We start from the raw sequence: 12858 nt of genomic DNA, 5'->3' as shown, positions 1-12858 counted from the left end.
TCAAACCGCGTATTATTCGCCACCTCGCAGCGACAAACGCAGCGAGGCAAGCGGTAAGTTGTTGAAGTTGAACGCTTTTGCAAGAAAGCAGCTTCGCAAAAACTTCAAAATAAACGCTTGACAGCAAATGAGGAAGGCGTAGAATGCGCGCCTCGGTTGAGACGAAACGCTCTTAGCCAAACGCTCTTTAACAAATTGAATCAAGCAATTCGTGTGGGTGCTTGTGAGTACGGACTGATAGTCACAAAGATTATCAGCATCACAAGTGGCCATGCGAGAAATCACATAGTCATTTGAGATTGCTGAGCCAAGTTTAGGGTTTCTTAAAAACCCAAGCAGTATTGAACTGAAGAGTTTGATCATGGCTCAGATTGAACGCTGGCGGCAGGCCTAACACATGCAAGTCGAGCGGATGACGGGAGCTTGCTCCTTGATTCAGCGGCGGACGGGTGAGTAATGCCTAGGAATCTGCCTGGTAGTGGGGGACAACGTTTCGAAAGGAACGCTAATACCGCATACGTCCTACGGGAGAAAGCAGGGGACCTTCGGGCCTTGCGCTATCAGATGAGCCTAGGTCGGATTAGCTAGTTGGTGAGGTAATGGCTCACCAAGGCGACGATCCGTAACTGGTCTGAGAGGATGATCAGTCACACTGGAACTGAGACACGGTCCAGACTCCTACGGGAGGCAGCAGTGGGGAATATTGGACAATGGGCGAAAGCCTGATCCAGCCATGCCGCGTGTGTGAAGAAGGTCTTCGGATTGTAAAGCACTTTAAGTTGGGAGGAAGGGCAGTAAGCTAATACCTTGCTGTTTTGACGTTACCGACAGAATAAGCACCGGCTAACTCTGTGCCAGCAGCCGCGGTAATACAGAGGGTGCAAGCGTTAATCGGAATTACTGGGCGTAAAGCGCGCGTAGGTGGTTCGTTAAGTTGGATGTGAAAGCCCCGGGCTCAACCTGGGAACTGCATCCAAAACTGGCGAGCTAGAGTACGGTAGAGGGTGGTGGAATTTCCTGTGTAGCGGTGAAATGCGTAGATATAGGAAGGAACACCAGTGGCGAAGGCGACCACCTGGACTGATACTGACACTGAGGTGCGAAAGCGTGGGGAGCAAACAGGATTAGATACCCTGGTAGTCCACGCCGTAAACGATGTCAACTAGCCGTTGGAATCCTTGAGATTTTAGTGGCGCAGCTAACGCATTAAGTTGACCGCCTGGGGAGTACGGCCGCAAGGTTAAAACTCAAATGAATTGACGGGGGCCCGCACAAGCGGTGGAGCATGTGGTTTAATTCGAAGCAACGCGAAGAACCTTACCAGGCCTTGACATGCAGAGAACTTTCCAGAGATGGATTGGTGCCTTCGGGAACTCTGACACAGGTGCTGCATGGCTGTCGTCAGCTCGTGTCGTGAGATGTTGGGTTAAGTCCCGTAACGAGCGCAACCCTTGTCCTTAGTTACCAGCACGTTATGGTGGGCACTCTAAGGAGACTGCCGGTGACAAACCGGAGGAAGGTGGGGATGACGTCAAGTCATCATGGCCCTTACGGCCTGGGCTACACACGTGCTACAATGGTCGGTACAGAGGGTTGCCAAGCCGCGAGGTGGAGCTAATCTCACAAAACCGATCGTAGTCCGGATCGCAGTCTGCAACTCGACTGCGTGAAGTCGGAATCGCTAGTAATCGCGAATCAGAATGTCGCGGTGAATACGTTCCCGGGCCTTGTACACACCGCCCGTCACACCATGGGAGTGGGTTGCACCAGAAGTAGCTAGTCTAACCTTCGGGAGGACGGTTACCACGGTGTGATTCATGACTGGGGTGAAGTCGTAACAAGGTAGCCGTAGGGGAACCTGCGGCTGGATCACCTCCTTAATCGACGACATCAGCCTACTGATGAGCTCCCACACGAATTGCTTGATTCATTGTCGAAGACGATCAAGACCCTATATAGGTCTGTAGCTCAGTTGGTTAGAGCGCACCCCTGATAAGGGTGAGGTCGGCAGTTCAAATCTGCCCAGACCTACCAATATGCGGGGCCATAGCTCAGCTGGGAGAGCGCCTGCCTTGCACGCAGGAGGTCAGCGGTTCGATCCCGCTTGGCTCCACCACTCGCTTACTTGATCAGAACTTAGAAATGAGCATTCAGATCGAATGTTGATTTCTGACTTTTGTCAGATCGTTCTTTAAAAATTCGGATATGTGATAGATAGACTGACACGCACTTTCACTGGTGTGATGTCAGGCTAAGGTAAAATTTGTGAGTTCTGCTCTTAATTGAGCAACATGCGAATTTTCGGCGAATGTCGTCTTCACAGTATAACCAGATTGCTTGGGGTTATATGGTCAAGTGAAGAAGCGCATACGGTGGATGCCTTGGCAGTCAGAGGCGATGAAAGACGTGGTAGCCTGCGATAAGCTTTGGGGAGTCGGCAAACAGACTGTGATCCAGAGATCTCTGAATGGGGGAACCCAGCCAGCACAAGCTGGTTATCTTGTACTGAATACATAGGTGCAAGAGGCGAACCAGGGGAACTGAAACATCTAAGTACCCTGAGGAAAAGAAATCAACCGAGATTCCCTTAGTAGTGGCGAGCGAACGGGGACCAGCCCTTAAGTTGATTTGAGATTAGTGGAACGCTCTGGAAAGTGCGGCCATAGTGGGTGATAGCCCCGTACACGAAAATCTCTTATCAATGAAATCGAGTAGGACGGAGCACGAGAAACTTTGTCTGAACATGGGGGGACCATCCTCCAAGGCTAAATACTACTGACTGACCGATAGTGAACCAGTACCGTGAGGGAAAGGCGAAAAGAACCCCGGAGAGGGGAGTGAAATAGAACCTGAAACCGTATGCGTACAAGCAGTGGGAGCCTACTTTGTTAGGTGACTGCGTACCTTTTGTATAATGGGTCAGCGACTTATATTCAGTGGCGAGCTTAACCGAATAGGGGAGGCGTAGCGAAAGCGAGTCTTAATAGGGCGTTTAGTCGCTGGGTATAGACCCGAAACCGGGCGATCTATCCATGGGCAGGTTGAAGGTTAGGTAACACTGACTGGAGGACCGAACCGACTACCGTTGAAAAGTTAGCGGATGACCTGTGGATCGGAGTGAAAGGCTAATCAAGCTCGGAGATAGCTGGTTCTCCTCGAAAGCTATTTAGGTAGCGCCTCATGTATCACTCCAGGGGGTAGAGCACTGTTTCGGCTAGGGGGTCATCCCGACTTACCAAACCGATGCAAACTCCGAATACCTGGAAGTGCCGAGCATGGGAGACACACGGCGGGTGCTAACGTCCGTCGTGAAAAGGGAAACAACCCAGACCGTCAGCTAAGGTCCCAAAGTCATGGTTAAGTGGGAAACGATGTGGGAAGGCTTAGACAGCTAGGAGGTTGGCTTAGAAGCAGCCATCCTTTAAAGAAAGCGTAATAGCTCACTAGTCGAGTCGGCCTGCGCGGAAGATGTAACGGGGCTCAAACCATGCACCGAAGCTACGGGTGTCATCTTTGATGACGCGGTAGAGGAGCGTTCTGTAAGCCTGTGAAGGTGAGTTGAGAAGCTTGCTGGAGGTATCAGAAGTGCGAATGCTGACATGAGTAACGACAATGGGAGTGAAAAACTCCCACGCCGAAAGACCAAGGTTTCCTGCGCAACGTTAATCGACGCAGGGTTAGTCGGTCCCTAAGGCGAGGCTGAAAAGCGTAGTCGATGGAAAACAGGTTAATATTCCTGTACTTCCAGTTATTGCGATGGAGGGACGGAGAAGGCTAGGCCAGCTTGGCGTTGGTTGTCCAAGTTTAAGGTGGTAGGCTGAGATCTTAGGCAAATCCGGGATCTTAAGGCCGAGAGCTGATGACGAGTTGCCTTTAGGCGACGAAGTGGTTGATGCCATGCTTCCAAGAAAAGCTCCTAAGCTTCAGATAACTGGGAACCGTACCCCAAACCGACACAGGTGGTCGGGTAGAGAATACCAAGGCGCTTGAGAGAACTCGGGTGAAGGAACTAGGCAAAATGGCACCGTAACTTCGGGAGAAGGTGCGCCGACGAGGGTGAAGGACTTGCTCCGTAAGCCCATGTCGGTCGAAGATACCAGGCCGCTGCGACTGTTTATTAAAAACACAGCACTCTGCAAACACGAAAGTGGACGTATAGGGTGTGACGCCTGCCCGGTGCCGGAAGGTTAATTGATGGGGTTAGCGCAAGCGAAGCTCTTGATCGAAGCCCCGGTAAACGGCGGCCGTAACTATAACGGTCCTAAGGTAGCGAAATTCCTTGTCGGGTAAGTTCCGACCTGCACGAATGGCGTAACGATGGCGGCGCTGTCTCCACCCGAGACTCAGTGAAATTGAAATCGCTGTGAAGATGCAGTGTATCCGCGGCTAGACGGAAAGACCCCGTGAACCTTTACTATAGCTTTGCACTGGACTTTGAATTTGCTTGTGTAGGATAGGTGGGAGGCTTTGAAGTGGGGACGCCAGTTCTCATGGAGCCATTCTTGAAATACCACCCTGGCAACTTTGAGGTTCTAACTCAGGTCCGTTATCCGGATCGAGGACAGTGTATGGTGGGTAGTTTGACTGGGGCGGTCTCCTCCCAAAGAGTAACGGAGGAGTACGAAGGTGCGCTCAGACCGGTCGGAAATCGGTCGCAGAGTATAAAGGCAAAAGCGCGCTTGACTGCGAGACAAACACGTCGAGCAGGTACGAAAGTAGGTCTTAGTGATCCGGTGGTTCTGTATGGAAGGGCCATCGCTCAACGGATAAAAGGTACTCCGGGGATAACAGGCTGATACCGCCCAAGAGTTCATATCGACGGCGGTGTTTGGCACCTCGATGTCGGCTCATCACATCCTGGGGCTGAAGCCGGTCCCAAGGGTATGGCTGTTCGCCATTTAAAGTGGTACGCGAGCTGGGTTTAGAACGTCGTGAGACAGTTCGGTCCCTATCTGCCGTGGACGTTTGAGATTTGAGAGGGGCTGCTCCTAGTACGAGAGGACCGGAGTGGACGAACCTCTGGTGTTCCGGTTGTCACGCCAGTGGCATTGCCGGGTAGCTATGTTCGGAAGAGATAACCGCTGAAAGCATCTAAGCGGGAAACTTGCCTCAAGATGAGATCTCACTGGAACCTTGAGTTCCCTAAAGGGCCGTCGAAGACTACGACGTTGATAGGTTGGGTGTGTAAGCGCTGTGAGGCGTTGAGCTAACCAATACTAATTGCCCGTGAGGCTTGACCATATAACACCCAAGCAATTTGCTGACGCAGATTGCGGTGGTGAAGACGAAACGACCGAAAGTTCGCAAGACCACAAATTCACATATCCGAATTGGCCAAGAGTGTTTACACGACATTCTGGCAACAGAATTTCTTGACGACCATAGAGCATTGGAACCACCTGATCCCATCCCGAACTCAGCAGTGAAACGATGCATCGCCGATGGTAGTGTGGGGTTTCCCCATGTGAGAGTAGGTCATCGTCAAGATTCATTTCGCAAAACCCCTATCTGCGTGAGCAGGTAGGGGTTTTGTCTTTCTGGCGCATCATCACCCCCCCGGGCCCGTTCGGCGCATAGACCTCCGTCTAATTGCTGTTAGTCCATTATTGCTGTTCATAAATCTCAAGGTGCGACATTATTAACCATCCAGTGACGTGACTTTCCCGCGCCTTGCCTACGTCAAGGCTTAGGTTCGGGGCACTCCTGGCCCCCGGATAGAGCGATGCCAGCGTACCGTGCTGCGCATTTCTGGACTTTCACCGTCCTATCACTTGAGGTTACAAGCAAGATGGCCAAGGCCGCCGATGTCGTTGTGCAATGCCTGGAAAACGAAGGTGTCGAGTATGTGTTCGGCATTCCCGGTGAGGAAAACCTCGACCTGCTGGAATCCCTGCGCAAGTCGAAGATCAAGCTGGTACTGACCCGCCACGAGCAGTCCGCGGGCTTCATGGCCGCCACCTATGGCCGCCTGACCGGCAAGACCGGCGTCAGCCTGTCGACCCTGGGCCCTGGTGCGACCAACCTGGTAACCGCCAGTGCGTACGCCTACCTGGGCGGCATGCCGATGATGATGATTACCGGCCAGAAGCCGATCAAGAAGTCCAAGCAGGGCCGCTTCCAGATCATCGACGTGTGCGGGATGATGGACCCCATCACTAAGTACACCCACCAGTTCGCCTCGGCCGACAACATCCCGGCGCGCATGCGAGAAGCTTTCCGTCTGGCCGAGGAAGAGAAGCCGGGCGCGGTGCACCTGGAACTGCCGGAAGACATCGCCGCCGAGCAGACCGATGCCCTGCCGATCCCGCGCAGCCTGCACCGTCGCCCGCTGGCCGAGCACGTGGCCATTGAAGCTGCCGTGGAGAAACTGCAGAAGGCCCGTAGCCCGATCCTGGTGATCGGCGCCGGCGCCAACCGCAAGATGACCGCCAAGGTCCTCAAGCAATTGATCGACAAGACCGGCATCCCATTCATCACCACCCAGATGGGTAAAGGTGTGGTCGACGAGCGCCACCCACGCTTCCTCGGCAACGCCGCGCTGTCGTCTGGTGACTTCGTTCACCGCGCCATCGAAGCCGCTGACCTGATCATCAACATCGGTCATGACGTCATCGAGAAGCCACCATTCTTCATGGTTCGTGGGGGTACCGAAGTCATCCACATCAGCTTCCGCTCCGCCGAAGTCGATGCCGTGTACTTCCCGCAAGTAGAAGTGATCGGCGACATCGCCAACGCGGTATGGCAGATCAGCGAAGCACTGAATGACACGTCGCACTGGGACTTCACCCGCCTGATGACCATCCGCGAAGCGAACGAATCGCAGATCGCCGAAGGCGCCGACGATAACCGCTTCCCGGTTTACCCGCAGCGCCTGGTCGCCGACATCCGTCGCGTGCTGCCGTCCGAAGGCATCGTTGCCCTGGACAACGGCATCTACAAGATCTGGTTCGCCCGCAACTACAAGGCGCACAAGCCCAACACCGTGCTGCTGGACAACGCCCTGGCGACCATGGGCGCTGGCCTGCCATCGGCCATGGCTTCGCACCTTGTGTACCCAGACCGTCCGGTGATTTCCGTGTGCGGCGACGGCGGCTTCATGATGAACAGCCAGGAGCTGGAAACCGCAGTACGTCTGGGCATGCACATCACCGTGGTGATCCTGCGTGACGACGGCTACGGCATGATTCGCTGGAAGCAGGCCAACATGGGCTTCACCGATTTCGGCCTGGATTACGGCAACCCGGACTTCGTCAAGTACGCCGAAGCCTACGGCGCCACCGGCCACCGCGTGGAAAGCGCCGAAGGCTTGCTGCCGCTGCTCGAGCACTGCATCAAGACCCCGGGTGTACACGTGATCGACTGCCCGGTCGATTACAGCGAGAACGACCGCATCCTCAACAGCGAGCTGCGTGAGCGCGCGCTGGCGGTCTAAGCTGTAACGCCCTCCATCGCCGGCAAGCCGGCTCCTGCCGGTACCCTGTGATACCGACGGGGGTCGACTTGCCGGCGATTGCTTTTGAAGGGATACCCCATGTGCTAGGGTGCACGCAATTCGACTCCCCAGGACGTCCGCACATGCTTGCCCCGCTCAGCGACAAAGAACTCGCCCGCCTCGAAGACTTTTTGTACACCTACGGCAACGATTACTCGGTGCTGAACCTCGCCGAACTCAACGGCGTCCTCACTGCATTGGCCAGTTCTCCAGTCACGGTCACCCCCGAACAATGGTTGCCTGCCGTCGCCGGCGGCAAGGTGCCGAAATTCAAGAGCTCAGCCCTTGAAGAGGCGTACACCGCGCTGATGCTGCGTTATGCCCATCAGATAGCACAAGCCTTGGCTGACGACCTCGATCACTTCGAGCCATTGTTCGAAGAGCGCGAAGGCGAGCAGGGGCCCGGGGTCGACATGGAAGAGTGGTGCTTTGGCTATATGCGAGGTACCCAGGTCGCCGAATGGAGCGCACTGCCCCCCGAACAGGACCAGTTGCTCAAGGCCATCTCTCTGCATGGTTTGGAAGACGACTTCGAATTGCTCGACTCGATGAGCTTCGATGAGCGGCAGGCCTGCGTTCCAGGTGTCGTCCAGGCCGTGCGCGGACTGTATCGGTATCAGAAGCAGCAACGGCATTGAGGTCACCCATCCTGTCGTCAGCTTGCTGGCGACAGAATCGTGGATGCCGCGCGATTGTTTCGCAGCGCGAAATTATGGTTTCCCCACCACGCTGATTCTGCTGTCAGCCGAATCAGCGCAGCATGTGCTCCACCAGCCCATCCCGGTGCTGACCTGGAGCCATGCCAATGTCTACCCCGATCAAGCTCTACAACTTTCCCAAGTCCGGCCATGCCCACCGCATCGAACTGATGCTGTCCCTGCTCCAGCTCCCCACGGAGCTGGTGTTCGTCGATCTGGCCAAGGGGGCGCATAAGCAACCGGACTTCCTGGCCCTCAACCCCTTCGGCCAGGTGCCTGTGATCGACGACAACGGCACGGTCATTGCCGATTCCAATGCCATCCTGGTGTACTTGGCCAAGGCCTATGGCGGCGAGCGCTGGCTGCCGGACGATCCGATCGGCGCAGCCCGTGTGCAGCGCTGGCTGTCGGTCGCTGCCGGGCCAGTGGCCTTTGGTCCAGCCGCGGCGCGCCTGGTGACGGTATTCGGCGCTTCGTTCAACACCGACGAAGTCATAGGCCGTGCCCACACCCTGCTCAAGGTGGTCGACGCCGAACTGGCCAAGTCGCCATTCCTGGTGGGTGACCACCCGACCATCGCAGACATCGCCAACTACTCTTACATCGCTCATGCCCCCGAGGGCAACGTCTCGCTTGAACCCTACCCGAACGTACGCGCCTGGCTTGCTCGCGTCGAGGCACTGCCGGGCTTCGTGCCGATGCCACGTACGGCCATAGGCCTTCAAACCACCGTCTGAACCTTTGAGGAATGCCGCCATGCAAGAACGCACCGGATCGCCCTGGCACGCAGGTGAAAAGCGACTGCAGGAGCACGTTGGCGTTGCAGAACGCATGGAGGTATTCGGACAGAAGGTCATTCGAGACTACATGCCCGATCAACACCGCGCCTTTTACCAGCAACTGCCGTTCATGGTAATTGGAGCGGTGGACCCACAGGGCAACCCCTGGGCGACACTGCTCGAAGGCGCGGAAGGCTTCGTCAGTTCGCCCGACCCTCGGACATTGCTGATCAGCACGCCACCGGCCAGCGACGATCCAGCAGCGCCAGGCCTGGCCACAGGCGACGCCGTCGGCCTGCTTGGCATCGAACTGCATACCCGTCGACGCAACCGCATGAACGGGCTGATCCGCCAGGCTTCGGCCGAGCAACTGGAGGTGAGCGTCGAGCAGTCGTTCGGCAACTGCCCGCAGTACATCCAGCTGCGCAATTACGTACGCGTCGATGAGCCCGCCCAGCAACGCCGAGACTCGGCCGGGCTGGATGAGACGACCCGTGCCATGATCGAGAACGCCGACACCTTCTTTGTCGCCAGCTTCATCGATCATGAGGATGGGCGTCGCTCAGTGGATGTGTCCCATCGCGGTGGTCGTCCCGGCTTCGTTCGGGTCGAAGGCAATCGCCTGACCGTTCCCGACTACGCCGGCAACCTGCATTTCAACACCCTTGGCAATCTGGTCGAGAACCCGGTGGCGGGCCTGTTGTTCGTCGATTTCACCACGGGCAATGTGTTGCAGGTGTCCGGGCGCGCCGAAGTGATCCTGCAAAGCCCTTTGATCACGGCATTCGAAGGCGCCGAGCGCATCTGGACCCTGGAGGTGACGCATGTGGTGCTGCGGCCAGCGGCGTTGTCGCTACGTTGGGCATTTCAGGAATATGCGCCCACGAGCCTTGCGACTGGCACCTGGACCGAGGCCGAGCAGCGCATGCAACAGGTACAGCGCCAACGGCAATGGTTGAGCTGGCGAGTGGTCCGGATGGAGCAGGAAAGCCGCGACATTCGCTCGTTCTACCTTGCTCCAGGTGAGCCGGTGCCATTCGCGCCAGGGCAACACCTGCCCGTGCGTATCCCGCAGGGGGACGCTGCGCCATTGGTTCGTACCTACAGCTTGTCCTGCGCGTCCTCTGACGGTTTCGTGCGTATCAGTGTCAAAGCCCAGGGCCCGGCTTCCCGCCACCTGCATGAGCGAATCGCCGTCGGCGACCTGCTTGAGGTGCGTCTGCCGATGGGCAACTTTATCTTGAACAGCGAAAGTCAGCGGCCGATCGTGCTGGTTGCGGCAGGTGTGGGGATCACCCCGTTGATCGCCATGTTGCGTGCGCAGCTGGCCAGTCCTATGCCCCGGCGCATTCATCTGTTCCACGGCGCGCGCAGCCTTGCCGACCTGCCTTTCCAGCAGGAACTGGCCGGCTTGCGCCAGCAGGCAGGAGAGCTGCTGAGCGTGCATCGATCCCTGAGCCAGCCGGAGGCAGACGCCGTAGCAGGGCGCGACTACGAACATACCGGCCGCCTTGGCATCGAGCAGATCAAGGCAACGCTGGCGCTGGACGACTATGACTTCTACCTGTGTGGCCCAGCCAGTTTCACCCAGGACATCTACGACGGACTGCGCACGGTGAATGTGCCCGATGGCCGCATCCACGCAGAGGCCTTCGGTCCCTCGACGTTGCGTCGTCACACCGATGGCGATCGACCGGTGCTGCAACAACCGCCGGCAGCCAGTGAGCCGGTGCCGGTGTATTTCGCTGCGTCGGCCAAGGAGGCACGATGGACGCCGGGCGCTGGCAGCTTGCTGGAACTTGCCGAAGCACGAGGCTTGTCGCCTGATTTCAGTTGCCGAGGAGGCTCATGCGGGACCTGCAAGGCCCGGCTGGTGAGTGGCCAGGTGCATTACCCGAACCCGCCAGCCGAAATGCCGGAAAGCGGTACGGTGCTGATCTGCTGTGCAGTACCGGCCCAGGCGCAGGAGCGCGGATTGGTTCTGGACCTTTGATACGAAGATGAGCGAACGTTGCAGGCGTTGGCTTGTCGGCGACCGGGCCGGTGCGGACAATACACAACCCACGATACTCAGGAGCCGGCATGGATCAGATTCACCTGATGAAGGTGTTCGTAGCCGTTGGCGAGCTGGAAAGCTTTGCCGCCGCGGCCCGTCATCTGGACATCTCGCCAGCGGCAGTCACCCGGGCTGTCAGTGCCCTGGAAGAACAGCTTGGGGTCAAGCTGTTGCTGCGCACTACCCGCAGCGTACGCCTTACCGAGGCCGGTAGCCGTTACCTGGAGGACACCCGGCACATCCTGGCCAGCATTCACGAAGCCAACGAAGCGGCAGCCGGCATCAACGCCACGCCCAGGGGCGAACTGGCGGTGACGGCGCCGATCCTGTTCGGCAAGAAGTTCGTCATGCCGTGCATCGTCCGCTACTTGCAGCAGTATCCCGAGGTGGATGTATCTGCGTACTTCCTGGACCGAATCGTGAACATGGTGGAGGAGGGCATGGATGTGGCGGTGCGCATCGGGCCACTGCCCGACTCCGGACTCAAGGCCCTGCGCGTCGGCAGGGTGCGCCGGATGCTGTGTGCATCGCCCGACTACCTGGCCCGGCATGGTGTGCCCCTGCACCCGTCGGATCTGCTGGAGCATTCCGTGATCGCCACCACCACCCTGTCGCCGAAGGCCGGCTGGCGTTTCGGCCTGACCGACGAGCCGACCATGGTGCGGATGAAGCCCCGACTGACGGTGACCAGCAACGATGGCGCGATTGCCGCGGCTGTCGGCGGTTTGGGTATCGCGCGGCTGTTGTCGTACCAGGTGGTCGAAGAAGTCGCCAGCGGAAAGTTGCAGGTGATTCTGGCCGAGTACGAAGAGGCGCCCTGGCCCATCCATGTGCTGCACCGCGAGAGCAAGTACGGCTCCTCGAAGGTCAGGACCTTCATCGACATGCTGGCGCAAACATTACGGGCGCAACACCTGGACTGAGACCACATGGCAAGGGAGGCGTCGTCTAAGGCCCTCGGTAGCGCAAGCTGAAACCCAGACTCATCGCTTGCCCTTGCTGCAACAACCGCAACCCCGGCCGCCCCGGCAAGTGATGGGCATTGATCGGATGGCTGACCGGCTCGAAGCAGAAGAACGCCTGTCCCGGCGGGCAGTACAACAGAAAATGCTCGGTGCCACGGGCCCTGCATTCCAAACGATACCCCGCACCCGGCTGCTCGATGATGCAGTCTCCCGTCCATCCACTGAACGCATGATCGACCAGCGTCTCCGGCAGCAGTCCGGGGGCTTCAAAGTTCCAGTCCGGAGGTATTGCAGCCTGATACGACGGCAGCCGATCTGGCTCGGCCAGCCACACATGGCGCGCGGCAGCCTGTATCTGGGTGTCGGGATAGCGCGGGAAGTAGGGGTGCAGCCCCAACCCATACCAGGTAGCGACCTGGTCCAGGTGCGTCACGCGCAAGTCGAGTTTCAGGCACCCTTCGAGCAGATGTACATCCAGTGTCGCCCGGTACGCGAATGGCTGTTCACTGACGAGCGTCAGCCTTGCGTGGTGCTCGCGGTGAAGGTCCACATGCCAGGCCTGTTGCCAGGCGCTGCCATGAATTGGGTAGGGGTCATGGGCGGTGTTGGGGGCCAGCGCCTGCCACCCGTCGGGCCGTGCGAAACCGCCTTCGGCAATCCGGTTGGACCAGGGCGCCAGCGGATAGCACGCCAGTTGCCGTGGTGTTCCGCTGGCCAGCGCGGTCGGGTCGGAGTGACGCAGCAGCGCCTGTCCGGTGGACTTGGCCTCCCAGTTGATCAGGCTGGCGCCCAGGTCGGGCGTGAGGCTCAGCCGGGTCAGGCGGTCCTGCAGGTGCAGCTCGGTTACAGCCATCAACGACTCCTTCAA

At 57.8% G+C, this 12858-nt stretch carries 6 protein-coding genes, 2 tRNA genes and 3 rRNA genes; 10 read left to right on the top strand and 1 reads right to left on the bottom strand.

Going from position 1 to position 12858, the window contains the following annotated elements; genetic code table 11:
• The first annotated feature begins 343 nt into the window (after positions 1-343).
• From C4Q26_RS05930 to C4Q26_RS05885, 10 genes are all read left to right on the top strand, one after another.
• Positions 344-1880: ribosomal RNA gene (locus C4Q26_RS05930) — 16S ribosomal RNA — on the top strand.
• Positions 1881-1957: 77 nt separating this feature from the next.
• Positions 1958-2034, top strand: a tRNA-Ile gene (locus tag C4Q26_RS05925).
• 6 nt (positions 2035-2040) lie between these two features.
• Positions 2041-2116: transfer RNA gene (locus C4Q26_RS05920), tRNA-Ala, on the top strand.
• A gap of 233 nt (positions 2117-2349) precedes the next feature.
• Positions 2350-5241, top strand: a 23S ribosomal RNA gene (locus C4Q26_RS05915).
• Between the two features lie 130 nt (positions 5242-5371).
• Positions 5372-5487: ribosomal RNA gene (gene rrf, locus C4Q26_RS05910) — 5S ribosomal RNA — on the top strand.
• Together the 16S, 23S and 5S rRNA genes with 2 tRNA genes alongside form the textbook arrangement of a ribosomal RNA operon.
• Before the next feature lie 301 nt (positions 5488-5788).
• Positions 5789-7432 carry an acetolactate synthase large subunit gene (locus C4Q26_RS05905; protein ID WP_023379102.1) on the top strand — a complete coding sequence of 548 codons (1644 nt, stop codon included), beginning with the start codon at positions 5789-5791 and terminating at the stop codon, positions 7430-7432.
• Between the two features lie 143 nt (positions 7433-7575).
• On the top strand, positions 7576-8130 hold the full coding sequence (locus C4Q26_RS05900; protein ID WP_023379103.1) for a UPF0149 family protein: 555 nt from the start codon (positions 7576-7578) through the stop codon (positions 8128-8130).
• Positions 8131-8297: 167 nt separating this feature from the next.
• Positions 8298-8927, top strand: coding sequence for a glutathione S-transferase family protein (locus C4Q26_RS05895; protein WP_023379104.1), 630 nt, complete (start codon positions 8298-8300; stop codon positions 8925-8927).
• A gap of 19 nt (positions 8928-8946) precedes the next feature.
• On the top strand, positions 8947-10962 hold the full coding sequence (locus C4Q26_RS05890) for a pyridoxamine 5'-phosphate oxidase family protein (protein WP_104882884.1): 2016 nt from the start codon (positions 8947-8949) through the stop codon (positions 10960-10962).
• 89 nt (positions 10963-11051) lie between these two features.
• Entirely contained in the window at positions 11052-11948 is an 897-nt protein-coding gene (locus C4Q26_RS05885; RefSeq protein ID WP_023379106.1) for a LysR family transcriptional regulator, read from the top strand.
• Positions 11949-11973: 25 nt separating this feature from the next.
• Here the strand turns inward: C4Q26_RS05885 and C4Q26_RS05880 are convergent, their stop codons facing one another.
• Entirely contained in the window at positions 11974-12843 is an 870-nt protein-coding gene (locus C4Q26_RS05880; RefSeq protein WP_104882883.1) for an aldose 1-epimerase, read from the bottom strand.
• Positions 12844-12858: the final 15 nt, after the last annotated feature.

Source organism: Pseudomonas sp. SWI44 (genome assembly GCF_002947915.1).
GTDB lineage: Bacteria > Pseudomonadota > Gammaproteobacteria > Pseudomonadales > Pseudomonadaceae > Aquipseudomonas > Aquipseudomonas taiwanensis.
The sequence above is the reverse complement of the archived record's forward strand: the minus strand, read 5'-3'. Positions and strand labels throughout refer to the sequence as shown.